The sequence below is a fragment of the Limnohabitans sp. 63ED37-2 genome (genome assembly GCF_001412535.1).
In the GTDB taxonomy this organism is placed as follows: Bacteria; Pseudomonadota; Gammaproteobacteria; order Burkholderiales; family Burkholderiaceae_C; genus Limnohabitans_A.
Map to the genome: position 1 here is coordinate 926,317 of NZ_CP011774.1, position 21,421 is coordinate 947,737.

22 protein-coding genes are annotated in these 21,421 nt (G+C 56.4%); 6 read left to right on the top strand and 16 right to left on the bottom strand.

Translation table 11 applies throughout. The annotated features are described in order from the left end of the window. Nucleotides 1-3: 3 nt before the first annotated feature. Complete coding sequence (locus L63ED372_RS04410; protein WP_062403789.1) at nt 4-1,191, bottom strand: acyl-CoA dehydrogenase; 1,188 nt, start codon at nt 1,189-1,191, stop codon at nt 4-6. A 101-nt stretch (nt 1,192-1,292) separates the two neighbouring features. Between L63ED372_RS04410 and L63ED372_RS04415 the strand changes: the two genes are divergently transcribed. From L63ED372_RS04415 to L63ED372_RS04440, 6 genes are all read left to right on the top strand, one after another. Further along, nucleotides 1,293-2,183 (top strand): LysR family transcriptional regulator, encoded by an 891-nt coding sequence (locus L63ED372_RS04415; protein WP_062403791.1) that lies wholly within the window; start codon nt 1,293-1,295, stop codon nt 2,181-2,183. Between the two features lie 28 nt (nt 2,184-2,211). Continuing rightward, nucleotides 2,212-2,745: a peptide-methionine (S)-S-oxide reductase MsrA gene (gene msrA / locus L63ED372_RS04420; protein ID WP_062403793.1), complete on the top strand. Its 534-nt coding sequence runs from the start codon at nt 2,212-2,214 to the stop codon at nt 2,743-2,745. A gap of 75 nt (nt 2,746-2,820) precedes the next feature. Further along, the gene (locus L63ED372_RS04425; protein ID WP_062403795.1) at nt 2,821-3,060 is read left to right on the top strand and encodes a hypothetical protein; all 240 of its coding nucleotides are present in this window, start codon (nt 2,821-2,823) and stop codon (nt 3,058-3,060) included. A gap of 25 nt (nt 3,061-3,085) precedes the next feature. Further along, entirely contained in the window at nt 3,086-3,514 is a 429-nt protein-coding gene (locus L63ED372_RS16360) for a DUF2946 family protein (RefSeq protein ID WP_156343553.1), read from the top strand. A gap of 79 nt (nt 3,515-3,593) precedes the next feature. Then, complete coding sequence (locus L63ED372_RS04435) at nt 3,594-5,603, top strand: TonB-dependent receptor (RefSeq protein WP_062403801.1); 2,010 nt, start codon at nt 3,594-3,596, stop codon at nt 5,601-5,603. Between the two features lie 83 nt (nt 5,604-5,686). Then, complete coding sequence (locus L63ED372_RS04440) at nt 5,687-6,643, top strand: AEC family transporter (protein WP_062403803.1); 957 nt, start codon at nt 5,687-5,689, stop codon at nt 6,641-6,643. Nucleotides 6,644-6,711: 68 nt separating this feature from the next. On the opposite strand, the gene L63ED372_RS04445 is transcribed toward L63ED372_RS04440, so the two are convergent. The 15 genes from L63ED372_RS04445 to L63ED372_RS04515 form a co-directional block, all read right to left on the bottom strand. Further along, a complete protein-coding gene (locus tag L63ED372_RS04445) occupies nt 6,712-7,500 on the bottom strand; it encodes an inositol monophosphatase family protein (protein WP_062403805.1) in 789 nt (262 codons plus the stop codon). Next, nucleotides 7,497-8,207 carry a GntR family transcriptional regulator gene (locus L63ED372_RS04450; RefSeq protein WP_062403807.1) on the bottom strand — a complete coding sequence of 237 codons (711 nt, stop codon included), beginning with the start codon at nt 8,205-8,207 and terminating at the stop codon, nt 7,497-7,499. Before L63ED372_RS04450 ends, L63ED372_RS04445 begins: the two co-directional genes overlap by 4 nt. A gap of 118 nt (nt 8,208-8,325) precedes the next feature. Continuing rightward, nucleotides 8,326-9,348 (bottom strand): YeiH family protein, encoded by a 1,023-nt coding sequence (locus tag L63ED372_RS04455; RefSeq protein WP_062407625.1) that lies wholly within the window; start codon nt 9,346-9,348, stop codon nt 8,326-8,328. A 20-nt stretch (nt 9,349-9,368) separates the two neighbouring features. After that, complete coding sequence (locus L63ED372_RS04460; RefSeq protein ID WP_062403810.1) at nt 9,369-10,364, bottom strand: Ldh family oxidoreductase; 996 nt, start codon at nt 10,362-10,364, stop codon at nt 9,369-9,371. Between the two features lie 28 nt (nt 10,365-10,392). Then, nucleotides 10,393-11,373 carry a Bug family tripartite tricarboxylate transporter substrate binding protein gene (locus tag L63ED372_RS04465; RefSeq protein WP_062403812.1) on the bottom strand — a complete coding sequence of 327 codons (981 nt, stop codon included), beginning with the start codon at nt 11,371-11,373 and terminating at the stop codon, nt 10,393-10,395. Between the two features lie 58 nt (nt 11,374-11,431). Continuing rightward, nucleotides 11,432-12,607 (bottom strand): UxaA family hydrolase, encoded by a 1,176-nt coding sequence (locus L63ED372_RS04470; RefSeq protein ID WP_062403814.1) that lies wholly within the window; start codon nt 12,605-12,607, stop codon nt 11,432-11,434. Nucleotides 12,608-12,649: 42 nt separating this feature from the next. Continuing rightward, nucleotides 12,650-12,931 (bottom strand): UxaA family hydrolase, encoded by a 282-nt coding sequence (locus L63ED372_RS04475; RefSeq protein ID WP_062403816.1) that lies wholly within the window; start codon nt 12,929-12,931, stop codon nt 12,650-12,652. A gap of 280 nt (nt 12,932-13,211) precedes the next feature. Next, entirely contained in the window at nt 13,212-14,213 is a 1,002-nt protein-coding gene (locus L63ED372_RS04480; RefSeq protein ID WP_062403818.1) for a galactitol-1-phosphate 5-dehydrogenase, read from the bottom strand. Nucleotides 14,214-14,325: 112 nt separating this feature from the next. Beyond that, nucleotides 14,326-15,516, bottom strand: coding sequence for a 3-phosphoserine/phosphohydroxythreonine transaminase (gene serC, locus L63ED372_RS04485; protein WP_082431588.1), 1,191 nt, complete (start codon nt 15,514-15,516; stop codon nt 14,326-14,328). Nucleotides 15,517-15,584: 68 nt separating this feature from the next. Then, nucleotides 15,585-16,352, bottom strand: coding sequence for an SDR family NAD(P)-dependent oxidoreductase (locus L63ED372_RS04490; protein ID WP_062403822.1), 768 nt, complete (start codon nt 16,350-16,352; stop codon nt 15,585-15,587). 52 nt (nt 16,353-16,404) lie between these two features. Continuing rightward, on the bottom strand, nt 16,405-17,718 hold the full coding sequence (gene hisD / locus L63ED372_RS04495) for a histidinol dehydrogenase (RefSeq protein ID WP_062403824.1): 1,314 nt from the start codon (nt 17,716-17,718) through the stop codon (nt 16,405-16,407). Between the two features lie 133 nt (nt 17,719-17,851). Beyond that, complete coding sequence (locus tag L63ED372_RS04500) at nt 17,852-18,907, bottom strand: ABC transporter substrate-binding protein (protein ID WP_062403826.1); 1,056 nt, start codon at nt 18,905-18,907, stop codon at nt 17,852-17,854. Between the two features lie 29 nt (nt 18,908-18,936). Then, nucleotides 18,937-19,734 carry an ABC transporter ATP-binding protein gene (locus L63ED372_RS04505; RefSeq protein ID WP_062403828.1) on the bottom strand — a complete coding sequence of 266 codons (798 nt, stop codon included), beginning with the start codon at nt 19,732-19,734 and terminating at the stop codon, nt 18,937-18,939. Between the two features lie 27 nt (nt 19,735-19,761). Continuing rightward, nucleotides 19,762-20,541, bottom strand: coding sequence for an ABC transporter permease (locus L63ED372_RS04510; protein ID WP_062403830.1), 780 nt, complete (start codon nt 20,539-20,541; stop codon nt 19,762-19,764). Then, entirely contained in the window at nt 20,538-21,338 is an 801-nt protein-coding gene (locus L63ED372_RS04515) for an ABC transporter permease (RefSeq protein WP_062403832.1), read from the bottom strand. Before L63ED372_RS04515 ends, L63ED372_RS04510 begins: the two co-directional genes overlap by 4 nt. Between the last annotated feature and the right edge of the window lie 83 nt (nt 21,339-21,421).

Consider the following 21,421-nt stretch of genomic DNA (forward strand, 5'->3'; position numbering starts at 1 on the left):
GCCTCAATTCGAGAAAGCAGGAATCCCGGTGATCGCGCGGCCCAAAATCAGGGCGTGCACGTCGTGTGTGCCCTCGTAGGTGTTGACCACTTCCAGGTTCACCAGGTGGCGGGCCACGCCGTATTCGGCGCTGATGCCGTTGCCGCCCATCATGTCACGCGCCATGCGGGCGATGTCCAGAGCCTTGCCGCAGCTGTTGCGCTTGAGGATGGAGGTCAGGTCCACCGATGCGGTGCCTTCGTCCTTCATGCGGCCCAGGCGGAGGCACCCTTGCAAGCCCAGGCTGATTTCGGTCAGCATGTCGGCCAGTTTCTTCTGGATCAGCTGGTTGGCGGCCAGGGGGCGGCCAAACTGCTGACGGTCCATCACGTACTGGCGAGCACGGGCGTAGCAGTCTTCGGCAGCGCCCAAGGCGCCCCACGCGATGCCGTAGCGGGCGCTGTTCAGGCAAGTGAAGGGGCCTTTTAAACCACGCACTTCGGGGAAGGCGTTTTCTTCGGGGCAGAACACCTCGTCCATGACGATCTCGCCGGTGATCGAGGCACGCAGGCCGACCTTGCCGTGCACGGCAGGAGCCGACAGGCCTTTCCAGCCTTTTTCCAAAATGAAGCCACGGATCTGGCCGCCATCGTCCTTGGCCCAGACCACAAACACGTCGGCGATGGGGCTGTTGGTGATCCACATCTTGGCGCCGCTGATGCTGTAGCCGCCGTCCACCTTTTTGGCGCGGGTGATCATGCTGCCGGGATCCGAGCCGTGGTTGGGTTCGGTCAGGCCAAAGCAGCCGATCCACTCGCCACGCGCCAACTTGGGCAGGTATTTTTGCTTTTGGGCTTCAGAGCCAAAGTCGTTGATGGGCAACATCACCAAAGAAGATTGCACGCTCATCATGGAGCGGTAGCCCGAGTCCACGCGCTCGACTTCACGCGCCACCAGGCCGTAGCAAACATAGTTCAGGCCCGCACCGCCGTATTGCTCGGGGATGGTGGCGCCCAAAAGGCCCAGCTCGCCCATCTCGCGGAAGATGGCCACGTCGGTGGTCTCGTTCAGGAAAGCGTCTTTCACGCGGGGCAGCAGGCGTTCTTGGCAGTAGGCGCGGGCGGCTTCTTGCACCTGACGCTCGTCGTCGGTCAGTTGGGCGCTGAGGTTGAAGGGGTCTTCCCAGCTGAAGGTGTTTTTGGTGGTGGCCATGGGGGGTGTCTCCTTGAAAAAAATCTTGAAGCGGATTGTCAGGTCGAGATGAATAGTTGTCTAATATTGATTACCTATACATCAATACATTATTTTAATTCATGGAATTCCGTCACCTGCGCTATTTCCTGATGCTGGCCGAAGAGCTGCACTTTGGCCGTGCGGCCCAGCGCCTGTCCATCTCGCAGCCGCCGCTCAGCCTGAACATCCAGCAGCTCGAAGCCTCGGTGGGGGCGCAGCTGTTCACCCGCAACAGCCGGGGCGTGCAGCTCACGGCGGCAGGCCAGGCCTTTGTGCCGGCGGCCCGTGCCTTGCTGGCGCAGGCCAGCGCCGCAGCGCGTGAGGCACGCGATGTGGCCGAGGGTCAGTCGGGCCAGCTGCACATCGGCTTTGCCGGGACCATGTTGTATTGTGGTCTGCCGCAAATCCTGAGCCGCTTTCAGGCCAGCCACCCTCGTTTGCGCTTGGTGCTGCGCGAGCTGAGTTCGTCCGAGCAGTTGTCTGAATTGCTGCGCGACCGGCTCGATGTGGGCTTTGTGCACACGCCCCGGGTGCCGCCGGGTTTTGAGCAGATTCTGGTGGCCAGCCAGCCCTTGGTGGCGTGTTTGCCTGCCAGCCACCCCTTGGCGGGGGCGGCCAGTGTGGGGCTAGATGAACTGGCTGGGCAAGACCTGGTGGTGGTGTCCCGCACCGTTTCGCCCGATTACCACGAACGCATTTTGGTGCTGTGCGAACAGGCCGGCTGGATGCCGCAGGTGGTGCACGAGTTGCGCCATTGGCTGAGCGTGGTGTCCTTGGTCTCGCAAGACCTGGGTGTGGCGCTGGTGCCGCAAGCCCTGCAGCAGTCGGCTCTGGCGGGCGCGGTGTTCGTGCCACTGCACGCGGTCGATGCCCGTTACGACACGCGCTGTTTGTGGCGCAGCGACCGAGACCAGACGGCGCTGGGGGACTTTGTGCAGGCGGTGCAGAGCGGGCTGCTGCCCCACGGATAATTCAAACCCTCTCAAACAAGGAACCCACATGACCCAAACTCTGGTTTTAGGCGGCGGCTGCTTTTGGTGCACCGAGGCGGTGTACGTCAAAGTGCGTGGCGTGACCGATGTGGAGTCGGGCTATTGCAACGGCCAAACCGTGAACCCCAGCTACGACGACGTCTGCACCGGCCGCACCGGACACAACGAAGTGGTCAAGCTCGAATACGACCCGGCGCAGGTGAGCACCCGCGAGCTGCTGGAAGTCTTTTTTGTCATCCACGACCCCACCACCTTGAACCGCCAGGGCAACGACGTGGGCACGCAGTACCGCAGCGGCATTTACTTCACCACGCCCGAACAAGCCGAGGAGGCCCGCGCCCTGATCGCCGAGCTGGCGGCGGCCCGGGCCTTTGGCCAACCCATCGTGACCGAGGTGCTGGCCTTGGACAACTACAGCGCGGCCGAGGACTACCACCAAGACTTTTTTGAACGCAACCCCTACCAGGGCTATTGCATGGCCGTGGCCGCGCCCAAGGTGAGCAAATTCAAAAAGACGTTTTCGCGCTTGGTGCGTGAGTGACAATGACGCAGCAGGCATCGGTCGATGCCTGCTCGGAAAATCGCCTCTGCAAAGCGAATCACTTCAAGAAAACCCATGAAAAACATTGTCTTTTTTCTAGCTGCCATGAGCTTGTCCTGGGGGGGCTTGGCCCAACACTCCAAGAAAGAGGTGGAGCAGGACATTGCCCGCCACCGCGCCATGGCCGAAGCCCACGAGGCGGCTGCCAAATGCCTGGAGTCTGGCAAAAAACCGGACCAATGCACCAAGGAGCTGCAAGCCGCCTGCAAGGGCCTCGCGCTGGGCAAATACTGCGGCATGAAGCACGTTCACTGATCCGCCGCTGTCGACTTCGCCGTTCATGAGTTCTCCGCGATCACGCCTGCCGGTTTGGCTGCACACCTTGCTGGTGGCGGCCCTGCTGTGGGCTCCTCTTTGGGGGCAGCTGCACGGCATTGGACACGGACTTGAGCATGGCATTGAGCAAGGGACTCGGCATGCGATCTCTGCCCCCGCTGGGCACCATGACGCGCATGCTCTTGCGCATGCAGTGCAGCTGCACGACGAAGATCGGCACAAAGGGCATTCGTACCCCTTGGGCCATGAAGCCGACGCCGATCTGTGCCGTGTGCTGGATCACCTGTCGCAAGCTGAACGGCTGAGTACCCCTTGCCCACCCGGCCTGGCCCCAAGCGTGGCCATGGCCCAGCCCATTTTTAGGGCGACTTTTTATCCGGACCAAGACCTCTGGTCCCCGGCGCAAGCCCGTGCGCCGCCTGAGCTGATTTGAACCCCTGATCTTGTCTGGCTGACTTTCCGTGTGGAGCGGAAAGCGCTGGGCTGTTCCTGTTTTTTCAAATCATCGCTTTATGACCTATTCTTTTCGCCTTTCGGCCCTGGCCTGCGCCAGCCTGGCCTCCTTGTCTTTTTCCAATGCCTGGGCGCAAAACGCCGTATCTGGTTTTTCCCCTGAAATTGTCATCACCGGCAACCCCCTGGGCCGCGACGGCACCACCGTGCCTGTCAGCACCATGGGTCGCGCCGACCTGCTCGAACGCGGGCAAAGCACTTTGGGCGAAACCCTGAACGGCTTGCCCGGTGTGTCCAGCACTTACTTTGGCCCCAATGCGAGCCGTCCCACCATTCGCGGGCTCGATGGCGACCGCATCCGGGTGCTGAACAACAGCGCTTCCAGCCTCGATGCCTCGGCGCTGAGCTACGACCATGCGGTGCCGCTCGATGTCTTGTCCACCGACCGTGTGGAAGTGCTGCGCGGCCCGGCCGCCTTGCTTTATGGCGGCAGCGCGGTGGGCGGTGTGGTCAACGTGATCGACAACCGCATCCCGCGACAAGCAGTCTCGGGCGTGCTGGGCAAAGCCCAGCTGCAAGCGGGCACGGGCAATGACGAGCGCAGCGTGGCCGGTTTGGTGGAGGCGGGTAACGAACGTTATGCCCTTCACCTGGATGGTTTTGACCGCCGCACGGGCGATGTGCGGGTGCCGGTGTCGCTTGAATGCACAAAACCCGGCTCGCCTGCCAACGCCCGGCGCATCTGCAACTCGGCCAGCACCGCTCGGGGTGGCGCTTTCGGAGCCAGCACTTTCTGGGACCACGGCTATTTGGGCGCATCGGTCAACACCTACCAAAGCGATTACGGCACCGTGGCCGAAGACGAAGTGACGATTGGCATGAAGACCACCCGCTACGCGCTGGAAGGCCAAGTGCGCCAACTGCCGGGCTGGTTTGACAGCGTCAAAGCCCGCCTGAGCCACACCGATTACCAACACACCGAGTTTGAAGGCACCCAAGCGGGCACCGTGTTTGCCAACAAGGGCCAGGACCTGCGCATCGAGGCGCGGCACCGCCCGTTGGCGGGGTGGCAAGGCGTGGTGGGTCTGCAAACCGAGTCGAGCCGCTTTTCTGCGGTGGGCGACGAAGCCTTTGCGCCCTTCAGCCGCACACGCAGCCAAGCCCTTTTTGTGCACGAAGAGCTGCTCACATCATGGGGCCAGTTCACAGCAGGTGCGCGTTGGGAGTCGGTGCGGGTTGAGTCCTTGGGCAACCCCGAGCTGGAGCGGTTTGACGAGGGCATCGGGGCCAAAAAATTCACCCCCTTCAGCTTGGCCGCTGGGGCGGTGCTCAAGCTCTCGCCCGCATGGTCTTTGACCGGCAACGCGGCCTTGACACAGCGTGCCCCCAAAGACTACGAGTTGTTTGCCAATGGCCCACACCTGGCCACCCACGCCTGGGAAATTGGCAACAAAGATCTGGGCTTGGAAAAGTCCAAGAGCCTGGATGCGGGTGTGCAGTGGAAGTCCGGCCCCAACAGTGCCAATGTGACGGCCTTTTCCAGCCAGTTTGACAACTACATTGGCCTGATGAACACGCAGGACGTGGAGGACAATTTGCCCGTGCAGCGCTACCAAGGCGTCAAGGCCCAATTCAGAGGCTTGGAAGCCAGCGGTCGTCAACGCTTGTGGCAGAGCACCTCGACGCTCGATCTGGACTGGCGTGCCGATACCGTGCGGGCCACCAACACCAGCACCGGCGAGCCCTTGCCCCGCATCGCCCCCATGCGTGTGGGTGCCACGCTGGTGCAAAGCCATGGTCCCTGGAGCGCCAAGCTGGGTGCCGACTGGCATGCCGCGCAAAAGCGTGTGCCCGAAGGCAGTGTGGCCACGGGTGCCTACACCTGGGTCAACGCCAGTGTGTCTTACCGCCAAAAGCTGGACACCACGGTGCTCAACTGGTTCGCCCGTCTGGACAACCTCACCGACCAACTGGCCTACAGCGCCAGCTCGATCCTGACCAGCACCGCATTTGGCAAATCGCCTTTGCCGGGGCGCAGCCTCAAGCTGGGGGTTCAGGCCACGTTCTGATGGCCTGCGTGGCGTCGCCAATGGCAGCGGCGCTACGTGGTTTCCGATGATGAAGGGGTTTGGCAGGCCGAGATAATCCGGTCATGAACCTTGATCATCCTGTTTTGTCATCCCTCCTGCCCGTGGCCTTGCTCATCTTGATGGGTTTTGTCGCGGGCAGGACCCGACTGGTGCAAGGGGAGTCGGTACGCGATTTGTCCAATCTCGTGTTCATGGTGCTGACACAGGCGATGCTTTTTCGGACCATGAGCCAGGTTCATCTGGATCAGCTCGATTTTGCGCCTGTGGTGCAGTATTTGGCCGTGACCGTGCTGCTGTTTTTCATCCTGATTTTTGTCTACGGGCGAAATGCTAGGGCGACTGTTTTGGCTTTGGCAGGCGTTTTCAGCAACACATTGATGATTGGTGTGCCTTTGATCGGTCTGGCTTACGGTCAGCCAGGACAAATTCTTCTGCTGACTTTGGTCTCTGTGCACGCTTTGGTTTTGTTGACCTTGGCCACTTTGATTTTGGAATTGCAAATGGCCCGAGAACAACAAAGTGCTTTTGGCCATTCCACGCAGTTATGGCGAACCGCCTTTCAAGCAATTCGAAGTGCCTTGTTGCACCCTGTGCCATTGCCTATTTTGGTGGGTTTGCTGTATGCGCAAACGGGGTGGGGCCTGCACCCCGTTGTCGACAAACCTTTGCAGTTGCTCGGCAGCGCTTTTGTACCCATTGCTTTGTTGTTGGTGGGCATCACCTTGTCGCAGACGAACATGGGATTCAACCTCGTCAAAGCGATTCGTTTGTCGCTGGTCAAAACCGTGGTGCACCCCCTGCTGATGCTGGTTGTGGGGTGGTCTTTTGGGTTGCGTGGTTTGCCCTTGTCTGTGATGGTGGTGGTGGCCGCTTTGCCCATGGGGGCCAATGGTTTTTTGTTTTCCCAGCGCTATCAAAAAGAAGAGGATACGGTGACTGCCGCTGTTGCTGTGTCAACAGGGATGGCGGCAGTTGGCATCAGCTTGGCCTTGGCTTGGCTGCCCAGCGTCGCGATTTGAGGATTTCCGTGTACACCCTGACTGGCTAAGTCTGTGAATGAGCAACAGGGCGAGTGCATCCGTTTGTTTTAAGGGCTTTCGGATACAAGCAATTGAAACCACATGTTGGCCAGTTGCGGTGCAGCAGCGGCAATGCGACGGGACTCGTGCCAGACCAATCCGTCCAGAGTGAGGATGTGTCCACCGGCTTCTCGAATCAAAAGCACACCCGCTGCGGCATCCCAGCTGCCCATGTCATGTGACCAAAACACATCGACTCTGCCAGCAGCGAGGTAAGCCAGTTCCAGTGCCATACTGCCCGCGCGGCGGACACCGGATACGGTTGCGACCGTGCGGGCAAATTGGATCAAATATTCGGGCAAGGACGCAGCTCGGGGTTTGGGAAACACCGTGGCAGCAACGGCCAGCTGCAAATGGTCTGTGCCCGCCACATGCAAAGGCTTGCCGTTCAGTGTGGCGCCATGATTCAGTGCTGCGCTGAAAACCTCTTGACGGCAGGGATCCACAATGCACGCTGCAATGGGTTCACCATCTGACAGGAGCGCAATGGATACGCTGTACTGAGGATAGCCTCGCAAGAAATTCATGCTGCCATCGATCGGATCGATCACCCAGAGCAAACCACCACTGACTTGTGTTTTGGCGCTTTCCTCACCCAAAAAACCATGGTCAGGATAACGTTCGGCAATGCGTGTCTTCAGGTGTTCTTCGATGCTGCGGTCCAATGCGCTGCACCAATCGCCAGCCGACTTGAACTCCACTTCAGGTGGCTGAGCACCCGTTTGCTGGATCATTTGCGCGGCTTCGAGCGCCAAGACCTTGGCAAAATCCCTGGCCTGCGTGGCAAGGTCGGTCATGTCATCTCTCGCATGCGCGAGACGTAATCAAAATTTCGGGTGTCCACAATAGAGGTTCGGAATTCAGCAGGTTGACGGTCAAAAGTGTGCGCCACTCGGTCAATCCGCAACACGGGCGTGGCTAAATCTAAATTCAGCAAATGCGCACTGTCGGGCAGAACCAACTCAGCGCGAACTCTTTCATCTGCCTCCACAATGGTTACCCCGAAAGCGGCCTGATAGTGCCCGTAAATCGTCGTGGTCCGAGCGGTAAAGGAGGCTTGATTCAAGCCCGGGAACATCGCTGCGGCGATGGCTATTCGGTCATGGATCACAGGTTGACCTTGCAAGTGAAGGACATTCTCGATTCGGAAGACCCATTGGTTGCCATGCAGTCCCAAGGCTTGAGCTTCCAATTGGGTGGCTCTGGACTTGGAGAATTTGTGCAGTCGGACTTCTGGAAATTCACTCGGCCGGTCTCTGGGCACGATTTTGAAAAACTGGAACATGAAGCGCTCGCGATCGAGCTTACCGACAAAAGTGCCTCTCCCTTGCTGACGCAAAAGCACATGTTCTGCCACCAATTCGTCCACAGCACGACGCACCGTCCCCACCGAAACTTGAAAGCGCAGGGCCAAATCTTTTTCATTGGGCAGTGCTGCACCCGGTGCTGCAATACCGGATTGGATGTCGTTGATCAGCTGCCTTTTGACTTGGCGATAAAGCATTCTAGAAATCTTCCAAAAGAACGAACATCCAAACCGAGAAATGAAGGATCAGACCCGCCATATAGCTGCATTGACGGATGGCGTGCACTTTTTGAGATGTGTGCAGCCATTCACAGGGTTAATTTTGCCCAAGATTCATGAAAAGAATGGCGCTGAGCACGAAGCATGCAATCACCATCGTCTCTGCCACCAGCAACACGACAGGCTGCCAGCCCAACTTGGCAAGTTCTCCGAGACTGGTTTTGACGCCGGCAGCGGCGATCGCGATGACCAAACACCAACGAGACACGCCGTTGGCCATCGCAGTGACCTCCGGCGGTACCCAGCCCGTGCTGGCCAATATGACCAGTGCCATGAACCCGATCAAAAAGCCCGGCACCAAAGGGGGCTTGTTTTGAGAAAGATCGTCGGCATCGTGGACAGCCCCCCATTTGCGGTAGCCAAACGCAATCAGCATCACCACCGGCAACAACAAGACAACGCGGAACAACTTCACTACGGTGGCTGCATTTCCAGATTCTTGCCCCATCATCATGCCCGCAGCGACCACTTGAGCCACATCGTGGATGGTGCCGCCCAGAAAGATGCCGGACTGAACAGGTGAGATCGATAACCAGTTCAGAAACAATGGGTACACCACCATGGCCAACGTGGAAAGCACGGTGACACCCACAACAGTCATCAAGGTAAAACGCTCATTTTCTCGCGTAGCAGGCAATACGGAGGAGATCGCCAGCGCCGCAGAAGCGCCACAAATGCCAACGGCCCCTCCCGAAAGCAAGCCTTCTGAGGCAGGACGGCGTAACAACTGCGCCAACAAAAGACCCGATGCGATGGTGACACCAACTGCAAACACCAAGACCAAACCCACACTGGCGCCCAAATGTGTCACTTGTTCAAGGGTAATGCGAATGCCCAACAAGGCCACGCCAAATCTCAGCACGGTGCGAGCGCAAAAATTGATGCCCACAAAGTTGCCAGCTTGTTTCGACAAAAAATGAAGAGACAGTCCGATCAAAAGGGCGTACAGCAGTTGGGGGCCGCCGTAATGCTCAGACAAAAAGGTTGCCGACAAGGCGATGACGGTACAAATCAAAAAGCCTGGAACATGCGTTTTGAATTGGGTGACTGCAGCTCTCATGGCTTGACCAGAATGTCCCATCAGCAAAAGGCCCGGATCGCGTCAATAGCTGATTGAGGTATGTCGAGACCTGTTTTCTTTGCCGCCTCGACCAGTTGAATGCGCCTTTGTCCCGGCAGGCGTACCCCCTCGTCAGACAGCATGGCCGATATCAGTGCTTCAACGCGTTCGTTGTAAACGGTTTGTCCCCCAAGTGCTTGGGGGTCGATCACAATGAAGACTTGGCCCAGCCGAGGCTGATTGCCCTCTGGCTTGAAAAACGTGTCGGCTTCTGCTCCGAAGTGGGCACCGGTCAAGCTTGTGACCAACAATTCAACCACTAATGCCAACAAGGCGCCCTTGGTTCCTCCCATGGCCAGCATAGAACCCTCAAGGCCTTTCGCTGGATCGGTTGTTGGCATTCCGTCTTTGTCGAGCGCCCAGCCTAAAGGGATCGACTCACCTTTGTGAGCCGCGACCATCAATTTTCCGCGAGCGACTTCAGACAAGGAAAGATCCACACTGATCGGTGGGTGCCCACCTCTGGGAAAGATGGCTGCAATGGGATTGGTGCCGAAAATAGGGCGTTTACCTCCGGCTGCAGGCATTGCAGCGGGCGAGTTGCCGCACACAATTCCAACCAAACCTGCGTGGGCCACAGGGTCAAGATGGTAAGCGGCCATGCCGAAATGGTGGCTGTTGGTGATTGCCGCAATGGCAACACCAAAGTCCTGTGCCCTAGGGATGGCTTGTTCGATGGCCATTTGACATGCAGGGAATGCAAATCCGTTGCCTGCGTCAATCAATACCGCTGCTGGACGTTCATTCAATATGTGGGGCATTGCATGCCCTTGCACTCGACCTGTTTGCAGATGCGAAACATACATCGCTACGCGTGAGAGTCCGTGTGACGGCAATCCGCTGGCCTGGGCAGTGACCAGGGCCAGTGCTGTCGCATGGGCCTGTAGCACAGACGCTCCATTGTGGATGAGCGCAGCTTGCACCAGCGCTTGGATCTCTTGAAAGGGAAGCAGCATGTCGCCAAGCCTTCAATCGGTGTGACGCTTAGTCGGGTTGAATGTTGCGTGTTTTGACGATTTCACGCCAACGGGCCACATCTTTTTTCAAGAGGTCAGAAAAGGCAGCGGGTCCAAGTCCGGTAGAGGCAAAGCCCAATGCGGCTACGCGTTCAGAGACTTCCTTCAATTTCAACGCGCGTATCGCTGAGCTGGCAACTTTTTCCACGATGGCAGGTGGGGTGCCCGCCGGCATCATCAAACCTGTCCAGTTTTCCAGTTCTACACCGGGCAAACCAGATTCATTGAAAGTCGGGACATCGGGCAACAATGGGTGGCGTACAGCCGATGTGATGGCCAAAGCCCTGAGTTTCCCGGCCTTCACATGCACCGACGCTTCAGGCAAGTTAGAAACAATGAAATCAATTTGGCCGCCCATCAGATCATTCAGAGAGGGCGCACCGCCTTTGTAGGGGATGTGGGTGACCTCCAGCTTGGCGTTGAGGGCCAGGAGCTCTAGCCCCAAATGGGGAGGCGTTCCGTTGCCGCTGGAGCCGCCGTTCAGTCGCTTTGCGCGGGCCTGGGCCAAAAACTCTGTCAAGGTTTTGGAGGGGCTGCTTTGATTGACGACGAGTACCAACGGGCTGCTGGCCAAGTGCGCAACTGCTGTGAGATTTTTTTCGAGGCTGTAGGGCAGGTTGTTGAAGAGCGACTGGTTCACAGCATGTGCCAACGTGATGGCCAGCCAGGTATAGCCATCCGGGGCGGATTTGGCTGCAAGGTCAGCGCCCAGGTTGCCACTGGCGCCGGCACGGTTGTCCACCGTGATGGCTTGTTTGAACTCAATGCCCGCATGCTGGCCAATCAAGCGCGCCATGATGTCGGTTTGCCCGCCTGCTGCAAAGGGCACGATGTAGCGAATGGGCTTGGATGGGAAGTCCCCCAAACCTTGCGCTAAAGCGATAGATGGCAGGGTGGACACGGCCGCAGCCGAAGCCAATGCGTGAAGTGCTGATCGTCTGGTGCGCATGTCTGTCTCCTGGGTTTAAAAAGAAGGGCTGAAGAAACGTCTTCAGCCCTTGGCTGCTTTATGCGCTTTCAAACAAGCGAGTCATCACAAATTCGCGATGACCCAAGGCTTCAGCAGATGTGAAGCGGCCGTTGATGGTTTGCATCATCATGTCGAGCAACAAATCACCCGCAGCATCCATGGTTTGCTCTTGTTGCAGCAAGCCCGAGCAGTCCACATCAATGTGCTCACTCATCAGGCGTACCGTGCGTGGGTTAGCGCAGATCTTGATCACGGGCACGATGGCATTGCCAATGACGTTGCCCTGACCTGTTGGGAAAAAGTGAACCGCAAACCCTGAGGCAGCGCACAGTGTCACCATTTCGGCCGCTGCCGAAGAAGAGTCCATGAACCACAGACCAGGTCCTGTAGGTGTCTCTGCCTTGTCGAGCACGCCATCCACCATGCATTGCTTGCCGATTTTCTGGATGTTGCCAAGTGCTTTTTCTTCGATGGTCGTCAGACCACCGGCAATGTTGCCTTTGGTGGGTTGGGAGTCCGACAGATCGGTTGTGGCGTGGCGCTTGATCATGTCCTGGTAATTGTTGAACATTTTCATGAAATCTGTCCGCACCTGTTCGGTCCGGCAGCGCGCAGCCACCAAATGCTCACCACCCGTCAACTCAGAGGTTTCGCCAAATACGAGTGTGGTGCCTAAGCCATAGAGCTTGTCAAAGGCATTGCCCACGGTGGGGTTGGCGCCACATCCCGATGTGGTGTCAGACTCTCCGCATTTGGTCGAAATCCAGAGGTCGGAAATCGGGCACTCTACGCGGTGCAAGCTGGTGGCGTGTTGCACCATCTTTTTGGCCGCCTTCGAAGCGCGCATGATGGTGTCATGATCACCGTGGCCTTCGATGCCGAAACCCACCACAGGCTTGCCTGTGGCGGCAATGCCGTCGACCACCGTTTTGGTCCAGCTGTCTTCAATGCCAATCACCACCACCGCTGCGACGTTGGGGTTGGAGCCGGCACCGATCAAAGTGCGAAAGTGAAGTTCCAAGTCGGCGCCAAACTGCAAACGGCCGTATGGGTGCGGAATGGCCATGGTGCCCTTGACGGCGTGTGCAACAGCTTCTGCCGCTGAGTTGGACAGATCGTCCAGCGGCAAGATGATGACATGGTTGCGAACGCCGACACGGCCGTTTTCACGGCGGTAGCCCCAGAAAGTGGTGTTTTTATCAATGAGGGTCATGAGTTAAACCTTGTGGAAGATGAGAGGGCAATGAGCGGTGAATTACCAGCGCTTGGTTTTGATGTTGTGGACATGGGCGTGGTCGCCGATGGCAATGGCCGCAACCACTTTGCCAATGTCTGTGCCGTATTTCATGACCGTGTCACCCAACGCCATGGCCTTGACGGCTACTTTGTGTCCGATCGGGATGGCCGCATTGGCCTTGATCGTGATGGTGCGGTTGTCGTCCAAGATGAGCGCATTCATCTCCTGACCGGCTTCAATGCCTTCAACGACGACAACTGCAACGCTGTCTTTTTCTTCATGCAGTACGCAATGGATCACAAAATTCTCCTTGAGTGGTTGGGATGGGTTGGAACAATTTGCCTGAATTTGGGATACAGGCTTGAGGGCTGTTCTTGAAAATTAATGTAAATCATCTATATGAATTTTGGGGTTGGTGTTTACCCCATGTGACTTCCTGAATGCATCCTTTTGGGGCGTATGAGCAGACCCCGCTTGGAGTGACGGGGGTTTGGGCCTGTTATGCGCTGGCCAGCCTTGCCGACTGCTGGCCCATCGGTCCTAGAGTGAGCAAGAAAGCCGTACCGATTTTTCAAGCCTGTCAGGGCAACAAAACCAGTTTGCTGGAAGCGATCTGGCCACTGTCGAGATCTGCAAAAGCCTTTGCGCCGTCGGCCATCGGAACAGTCTCTACCCAAGACAAATCGCCAAATGCACCTTCGTGCAACAACTTCACTGTCGCACGCAAATCTGCTGTGGTGTAGGTGTAAGTGCCCATCAAAGTGATCTCGGCCAAGGTGAGTTTACGCATGTCGATCTCGCTGGCCCAGTCTTGCAGACCGATGTGCATGACCACGCCCCCTGGTTTGACAGCATTGAGGGCTGCGACCCGTGTCAGTTTGCTGCCCACCGCATCAATGACATAGTCAAAACCATTTTCTTCCGCTGTCGTTGTGCGCGGATCGTAGGTCATCACGCCAGCATGCTTTTCAGCCGATAGGCGCCGAAGTGGATTGACTTCGGCCAGTGCTGTGCCGCGTGCACCGTAATGTTTAAGCAACAAGGCGGCCAACATGCCAATTGCACCGCCACCAATGATCAGCGTGCGATTTTCTGGCAAAGGCCGAGCCATGGCTTTGAGGCTCATGTTGATGGCATGCAGCGCTGTCGCTGCTGGTTCGGTCAAGGCGGCTTGTATAGCGGGCATGTCCTGGGGCATTTCAATCAGTGAAGCCGCTGGAATCGACATGAATTCGGCAAACGCACCGGGACGCGTCATGCCCACCATGGTGCGTCGGCTGCACAAGTTGTTGCGTCCTTGCACGCAGTAATCACACACGCCACAGGTGATGAGCGGATTGCCGGTCACGCGCTGACCGGTCACGAAGCCTGGCGCATCGCTTTTCACGATGGTGCCGCAAAATTCGTGTCCCAATACCAGTCCTGGTTTGCGGCGTGGGTCATGCCCGTGGTAAGCGTGCATGTCAGATCCGCAAATACCCACGGCATCTATGCGTAAAACGACTTCGCCCGGAACCAGGTCGGGTTCAGGGCGTTCCTGGATTTGAACTTCGAGTGGGTTGGTGTAGACCAGTGCTTTCATGGGATGCTTTCCGAGTTAGGGTGTGGGAAGAAGGGTCTGGCGCAGGCAGTTGATCATTTGATTGGTATGGCTGCGCGTTCTGATAAAGGGTGGTGCCATGACATTGAGTTGCCTACTGTTGGGTACGACAGGTCTTCAAGAATTCGGTCATGAAGGCAGCTAACACCTCCACTTGATTCATGCTGACGCCGTTGTACAAACTGGCCCTCAAGTACTTTCCCACCCCAAAAGGGGTCAGTGTTCTTAAGCCGACGATTCCCCGCTCCCAGCCTTGGATCAAGAAATTCCGCGTGGTTTCCTCATCGCCACCGGCGACATCAAAGGGGATATTCATGCGGCTCCGAATGGAGGGATCGGCTATTGGCGTGGCGTAAAAGCCTTCCGATTTGTCGATCACGCTGTACAAAAGGTCAGACTTTGCAATCGCACGGCGTTCCATTTCATGCACGCCACCCTGAGCGATCATCCATTGCATGAAAATGTTGACCACCTCGACGTTGAAGGTGGCGATGGTGTTCCATAAATTGCCCTCACGGGCGTTGGTGGTGTAGCACAGGACACCTGGGCAAAACTTGCTGGGCGATCCCATCAAGTCCTTTCGAACAACGCACAGGGTGAGACCGGGGTGACCAATGTTTTTGGATGCGCAGGCATAAAGAATGCCCACATTGCAACCCACCCAGTCAATGGGTTTGGTTGAAAAATCTGACGAAGCGTCAACCACCAAGGGTGCTTTGATGCCCAGCTTGGGCAACTGATGCAGCTCAATCCCGTTCACCGTTTCATTTGAACAAAGATGCACGTATTTGGACTCTGGATCCAAATGTTCAAAGGAGGGGTTGCGAGTAAAGGTGCCATCTTGGTTCTCAGAGGAAACAACAAAGGGACGGCAGTATTTGGAGGCATCAGACAGGGCGCGTTTGGACCAGGTGCCATTGACGAGGTACGTCGCTTTTTCATCGCCATTGGGACAAAGGTTCAGCGGCACAGCCGCAAACTGCCCGTGACCACCTCCATGCATGAAAAGAATTTCATAGTCCTCAGGAATGTTCATCGCCAGGCGGCAGTGTTTCACCGCACTGGTCAGGATGTCTAAAAACTCAGGCGAACGATGAGAGAGGTACATCGAGCACATGCGTTCCGAGTCAAACAAGGCCTTGATGGCAGCTTGTACTTCCGCCGCAAGAGATGCAGGCCCAGGGCTGAAGTTCAAAGGCAGCACTCCGCTAGGAGGAAGCAACGATCCGAGCATGGCTGGATGCGTGTCGGCTGACTTCAATGGGCTTGGGTCAATGTAGGTCATGGGTGTGTTCCAGAGAGGGAATGGACACGCCTGATTGACGACATGATTCTTCCATGAGCTTGTGGCCACTACTTGGCGGTATAGCCGCCGTCAATCATGATGGTTTGGCCTGTGATGTAGCTGGAAGCTTCGCTGGCCAAGAAAACGGTCAAACCGTGGATGTCTGAGAGCTCACCATTTCGACCCAAACAGGTTTGCGCAGCGTGTCGCGCCACCAATTCCGGGTTGCCAAAGACGGGTGCCGTCAAAGCTGTCGGAAAAAAACCTGGTCCGATGGCGTTGCAGGTGATGCCATGGGGTCCCCATTCAAGCGCCATGGCCCGGGTCAGTTGAACGATGCCCCCTTTGCCAGCGCCGTAGGGCGCACTGTTGGCAAATGCCCTGTGGCTTTGCAGGCTGGCGATGTTGATGATGCGGCCCCATCCGCGCTCTTTCATCGCCGGTGCCAGCGCTTGTGTCAAAAAGAAGGGCGCGCTCAAGTGGATGTTGATTTGTGCCATCCAGCTGGTCACAGACACATCAGCGAATGGCTCGCGCAGATTGACCCCAGCAGCGTTGACCAAGATGTCAATTGGCCCCAAGTTCAAGGCTTGAAGTGCTCCTTCATGTGCCGCCTCTGGAGAGGAAAGATCGCAGACCAGCGTCTGTACTGATATGCCCATCGAAGTCAGTTTGTCAGCCGATTGCTGAAGCAAGTCCTGTCTGCGTGCCATCAAGACCAGATTGGCGCCCGCCATGCCTAGGGCATGGGCCATGGCTTCGCCCAAACCTGAGCTGCCGCCTGTCACCAAAGCCGTTCGACCAGACAGATCAAATGAAACCAGTGAACTGCTCATGACTAAGAACCTGTCTTTGAATGGGAGACCTGTTGTGCATGTGGTGGCAGGTTCATACCTTCACCTGCTCCCCCAACTCAAACTGTTGACCTGGAAAATACTTGGCCAAACGATCATCGGCCGTTCTGGCGTGGGCCTCCATGCCTTCCAGCCTTGAAATGCGGGCTGTGGCCAGCCCAATATCGCGTGCGGCATCGCGTGTCATTTTTTGCCATGTGAAGGTTTTCAAAAACTTGTGAACCGACAAACCGCCTGAATAACGTGCGGCGCCCTTTGTGGGCAAAACATGGTTGGGTCCACTGGCTTTATCACCATAGGCCACAGTGGTTTCTTCGCCCAAAAATAAGGAGCCATAACAAGTCAGTGTCTTGAGCCACCAGTCCAAGTCTTTGGCGTGCACCTCGAGGTGTTCACTGGCGTAACGGTCGGAGATTTCTACGACCTCATCGCGTGTGTCGCACAGCATGACTTCGCCATAGTCCCGCCATGCCGATCCGGCTGCATCACGCGCCGTGGGCGGCAGCAGCTCAATCAACTTGGGCACCTGCCGCATGACTTCTTCAGCCAAGCTTTTGCTGGTTGTGAAAAGCCATGCAGGCGACTCGTGGCCATGCTCCGCTTGTCCTACCAGGTCGCTGGCAACGATGGCTGGATCCGCAGTTTCATCGGCAATGATGCCGATTTCGGAAGGTCCTGCGAAAACGTCGATACCCACTTTTCCAAATAAGGTTCGTTTGGCTTCAGCGACAAACTTGTTGCCTGGACCCACGATGACATCGGCGGGTTTGCCGGTAAACAAGCCATTGGCCATCGTGGCAATCGCTTGCACGCCACCCAAGGTCATGATGATGTCGGCTCCTGCCTTGTTGAAGGCATAAAGTAAATAGGGGTGCATCGGGCCTCCCCGGAAGGGGCCGGAACAGGCGATGATGGTTTTAACCCCCGCGGCTTTGGCTGTTGCGACGCCCATGTAGGCACTGGCAATGTGCGCGTAACGCCCTGCTGGGGCATAGCAACCTGCTACGTTGATCGGCAACACGCGCTGGCCAGCGATAACACCCGGATGCAGTTCAACCTGAAACTCTGACAGTGAACGGCGCTGTGCCTGTGCAAAGTCAAAAACCTGTTTGATGGCGAAATCGATATCGGCTTTGACTTGTTCTGGCACTTCACGCGCATTGGCTTCAATTTGCGCTGGGGTGACGATCACTTCACCCGTCCATTGGTCCAAATCTTTGGCGTACTTGCGTACGGCAGCTTCACCGTTTTGCTGAATTTCTGCCAGCATGGTGTTGACGACTTTCTGGGCCGTGGCCGTCTCAGTTTCGGGTGTCTTGTCTGCTTTTTTCAAGTACGTGATGGCCACGTTGATCTCCTGGTGTGCGTTTTCTCAAATCAAGGCGAATCGTTCACCAAGCGCTTTATTGAAAGCACATGGCTATGCAAAATAGAATCAAACTGGGACCCATGTTGTGTCCATGTGTCCCAGTCGTGTTGAATTACCGGGTTGAGTTGGCCATGTCACGCAGTTTGGCGTCTGCCTGAACCAATTTCAAGTACTCGTCGGTCACAAAGTCAGCCACGGCTGGCACTTGCTGAACTGCTCCTGTTTCACGCATGAAGCCAGAGAGCTCGGTGAACCAGCCATCCATCTTCGAGTTGGCTGCGCCACCTGTGCGTTCCATATTTTTGAGTTGTTGCGCCAATGTGAAAGTGGGGCGTGTGTCAAATTCTTTGTTCATGGCGGCATCGCTGATGCTGACGCCACCCTTGGCATAAAAGTCTTTCATCATGCGAATGGCTTCGGGCCGGTTCACGCCCATCCAGCTCCAAGCACGCAGGTAGACCGCGAGGAATTTGGCGACGTTCTGTGGATTTTGTTTGGCATAGTCACCACGTGCGATCAAAGCACCGGGGACGATGGCACCACTGTCCTTGCCACTGCAAAGCATTTTTGCGCCAGCTTTTTCTTCAACGGTGTATGTGTTCGGTGCCCACATCCCTGCCAAGTCAGAGTTGTTGGACGACAGTGCCGAAATGATTTCGGCTTGTCCCATGTTTTTCATGACCACATCGGATTTTTTGAGGCCATACTTTTTCAAGCAAGCCTGAACAGCGAAGTCGGCCGTTGAGTTTTGAGTCAATGTGATGGTTTTGCCACGCAAAGCGGCTGCGGGGTCTTTGGCGAAATCAGCGGCGGCTTTGCCGCTGCCGACCAGGCCATTGGCTGCAGATTCGTCGTTGGTGATGCCGATGGTTTTGATCCCGAATCGAACATGTCCCAACACAGCTGGCACAGAGCCTGTACCGCCCACATCCCAGGATCCTGCTGCTGAGGCTGCGATTTGAGGGACACCCGCTGGGAAGGTTGAAAACTCAGGTGCCAAGCCCACATCCTTCCACCAACCTTTTTCAGTGGCGATGTGAAATGGTAGGGCCCAGTAAAGCGAGGGTTGGTAGCTGATTTTGATAGGCGTCAACGCTTGAGCGTTTGCTGTGCTGGACAAGCCCAAAACAAGGCTGATACCTATGGCGGCTGCTGCTAGTTTTTTCATGTCGATGTCTCCTTCGGTTGGTGGTTACTTCAATGATCTGTGCCTGCGTGCTCTTCACGCAATGACTTCCAGATTCGGGTGCGCAAATGGACGAAGCTTTCCAGATCCATCACGTCTTCGATCTTGCTGTGGCGGTCCCATTGTTCGGCTTCGCGAACGGACTTCACATCCAGAATTTCTTTGACTTTTCCAGGTCGGCTGGTCATGACCACGACGCGATCAGCCAAGTAAACCGCTTCTTCAACCGCGTGGGTGATGAAAAGCACGGTGCGTGGATTTTTGCGAGCCAACTTGACGAGCTCTTCCTGCATGACCACACGGGTCTGAGCATCGAGAGCGCCAAAAGGCTCGTCCATGAGTAGCACTTGGGGGTTGAGCGCATAAGCTCGCGCTATGGCCACTCGCTGCTGCATGCCCCCGGAGAGCTGATGAGGGTACGCGCTTTCGTATCCCTTCAGGTTCATCAACCCGATGTAATGGGCGATCAGACTGTCTCGTTCTTCTTTGCCAAGGCCTTTGCTGCGCAGACCAAAGTCGATGTTGTCATGAACTGTTTTCCAGGGAAAGAGCGCGAACTGCTGAAATACAACCGCACGGTCTGGGCCTGGCCCAGTGACCTGTACATCGTTGACCTTCACGCTGCCGCTGCTTGGAAATTCAAGGCCTGCAGCCATCCGCATGCAGGTGGTTTTGCCGCAGCCAGATGGCCCGACGATGGCCACAAATTCTTCGTCTTGTACCGTGAGGTTGATCTTGTCAAGAATAAGAAAGTCTTTGCCGTCGCGCTCAAAAACGCGGCTGACATCGGTGAACTGGATAGTGGCCATGTGAGTTATTCAGGTAAAAGAGACTTTTCAAGCATTCCTGTGTTTGAGCAGGAGCTTTTCCAAGCGACGAATCAGGATGTCAATCACGACTCCAATGGCGCCAATGGCAATCATTCCCACCATGACGGTGTCCGTGGCCAAAGCGCTTTGAGCGCGCACAATCAAATTGCCCATTCCGCTGCTCGCCACGATCAGTTCAGCGCCCACGAGAGACAGCCAACCCAGTCCTGCGCCAATTCGCAAGCCCGCAATGATGGACGGAACCGCTGCCGGAAAAAGCACTTCGGTGATTGTTTTGAAACTGCCTACCCCAAGCATGCTCGCTGCTTCCAGGAATCGAACTTCAACATTGCGTGCACCTCGATAAGCATTGATCAAACAGGGCGGGAAAGCGCCGGCAAAGATGATCAATGTGGGGCCACCGATGCCCGTGCCAAACCAGAGCGCAGCAAATGGCACCCAAGCGACAGGCGCGATGAATCGCACGCCGTCAAAAATGGGGGTGATGACATCGTCCAGTAGCCGGAACCAGCCCATGGACAAGCCCAATGGAATCCCGACCAGTGCTGCCAATCCAAAGCCCATGCCGAATCGTTTCAAGCTGGCAGCCATATGCTCTGGCAAAGTAGCACCTGCAAATGGCTTGTCTATCAGCTCGATCAGTTTGAACAAGACTTCGTGCGGCATCGGCAAAAATTGTGGCGGTGAAAAATGCAGTGCCCGTGCCAAATACCAGAAGGCAAAGAATGCCACCGTCCCAGTGAGAGTCAAACTCCAAAATTGCTGTCGACTCAGTGATTTATTCATGCAGCCACCCTTCCTTTGCGCCAAGGCATGGCATGGTTCTCCAGAACACCCAGCAGCCATGTTGTCGAGGCGCCGCAGATGCCCACAAAAGCCATGGCAACCAAAATCATGGCCGGAAAAATGTCTTGGGCTGCCTGATTCAAAATGCTTCCAAGGCCATACAAAGCTCCAATCAGTTCAGCCGCCACAAGCGTTGTCCAACTGGCCTGCAATGAAAGTCTCAGCCCTGTGAAAATCATGGGCATCGCTCCAGGGACCAGCACCTCGGTCACCATGCGCCAACCTTTGATGCCCAGCATGCTGGCCGCCTCCATCACGGGTGTTTCGATGTTGCGAACGCCTGTGTAGCTGTTGATGACCGATGGCACAAAAGCAGCAACAAAAATAACCAAGATTTTGGAGCCATCTTCCAGGCCCAGCCAAACAATGGCCAACGGAATCCAAGCCAGAGGGGGAATAGGGCGCAACAGCAAAAATGCGGGATTCACAAGCGCTTCTGCGCGACGTGAATAGCCCATCAACAATCCAAGTGGTACACCCACGCTCACAGCGACCGCGAAACCCATGACCACGAGCTTCAAACTGTGAAGCACATGCTGGTGTAACTTGCCATTCCCATAGCCCTCAGTCTGAATAAATGTGAAGGCGCTCAGGACTTCATCGGGGCGCGGAAACCGTGAAGGATTGATCCATCCGGTGACCGTGGTAGTCAGGTACCAAATGATCAGCAGCAGCAGGATCGTGGTGATTCCGACGATGCTGCGACGGTGATTATTTCGTTGGGTCAATCCCACCATGCTTCCTTTCGGCACTTTTGAAAAATCGCTTTCAAAATGTAAGCGCTTACAGAATTCTTGATTTGTTGTGTTAGGTTGTCAAT

What these genes read in the sequence shown, in the direction of transcription:
- L63ED372_RS04410 (WP_062403789.1), bottom strand. Translation starts at nt 1,191, where the DNA reads ATGGCCACCACCAAAAACACCTTCAGCTGGGAAGACCCCTTCAACCTC.
- L63ED372_RS04415 (WP_062403791.1), top strand. Translation starts at nt 1,293, where the DNA reads ATGGAATTCCGTCACCTGCGCTATTTCCTGATGCTGGCCGAAGAGCTG.
- msrA (WP_062403793.1), top strand. Translation starts at nt 2,212, where the DNA reads ATGACCCAAACTCTGGTTTTAGGCGGCGGCTGCTTTTGGTGCACCGAG.
- L63ED372_RS04425 (WP_062403795.1), top strand. Translation starts at nt 2,821, where the DNA reads ATGAAAAACATTGTCTTTTTTCTAGCTGCCATGAGCTTGTCCTGGGGG.
- L63ED372_RS16360 (WP_156343553.1), top strand. Translation starts at nt 3,086, where the DNA reads ATGAGTTCTCCGCGATCACGCCTGCCGGTTTGGCTGCACACCTTGCTG.
- L63ED372_RS04435 (WP_062403801.1), top strand. Translation starts at nt 3,594, where the DNA reads ATGACCTATTCTTTTCGCCTTTCGGCCCTGGCCTGCGCCAGCCTGGCC.
- L63ED372_RS04440 (WP_062403803.1), top strand. Translation starts at nt 5,687, where the DNA reads ATGAACCTTGATCATCCTGTTTTGTCATCCCTCCTGCCCGTGGCCTTG.
- L63ED372_RS04445 (WP_062403805.1), bottom strand. Translation starts at nt 7,500, where the DNA reads ATGACCGACCTTGCCACGCAGGCCAGGGATTTTGCCAAGGTCTTGGCG.
- L63ED372_RS04450 (WP_062403807.1), bottom strand. Translation starts at nt 8,207, where the DNA reads ATGCTTTATCGCCAAGTCAAAAGGCAGCTGATCAACGACATCCAATCC.
- L63ED372_RS04455 (WP_062407625.1), bottom strand. Translation starts at nt 9,348, where the DNA reads ATGAGAGCTGCAGTCACCCAATTCAAAACGCATGTTCCAGGCTTTTTG.
- L63ED372_RS04460 (WP_062403810.1), bottom strand. Translation starts at nt 10,364, where the DNA reads ATGCTGCTTCCCTTTCAAGAGATCCAAGCGCTGGTGCAAGCTGCGCTC.
- L63ED372_RS04465 (WP_062403812.1), bottom strand. Translation starts at nt 11,373, where the DNA reads ATGCGCACCAGACGATCAGCACTTCACGCATTGGCTTCGGCTGCGGCC.
- L63ED372_RS04470 (WP_062403814.1), bottom strand. Translation starts at nt 12,607, where the DNA reads ATGACCCTCATTGATAAAAACACCACTTTCTGGGGCTACCGCCGTGAA.
- L63ED372_RS04480 (WP_062403818.1), bottom strand. Translation starts at nt 14,213, where the DNA reads ATGAAAGCACTGGTCTACACCAACCCACTCGAAGTTCAAATCCAGGAA.
- serC (WP_082431588.1), bottom strand. Translation starts at nt 15,516, where the DNA reads ATGACCTACATTGACCCAAGCCCATTGAAGTCAGCCGACACGCATCCA.
- L63ED372_RS04490 (WP_062403822.1), bottom strand. Translation starts at nt 16,352, where the DNA reads ATGAGCAGTTCACTGGTTTCATTTGATCTGTCTGGTCGAACGGCTTTG.
- L63ED372_RS04500 (WP_062403826.1), bottom strand. Translation starts at nt 18,907, where the DNA reads ATGAAAAAACTAGCAGCAGCCGCCATAGGTATCAGCCTTGTTTTGGGC.
- L63ED372_RS04505 (WP_062403828.1), bottom strand. Translation starts at nt 19,734, where the DNA reads ATGGCCACTATCCAGTTCACCGATGTCAGCCGCGTTTTTGAGCGCGAC.
- L63ED372_RS04510 (WP_062403830.1), bottom strand. Translation starts at nt 20,541, where the DNA reads ATGAATAAATCACTGAGTCGACAGCAATTTTGGAGTTTGACTCTCACT.
- L63ED372_RS04515 (WP_062403832.1), bottom strand. Translation starts at nt 21,338, where the DNA reads ATGGTGGGATTGACCCAACGAAATAATCACCGTCGCAGCATCGTCGGA.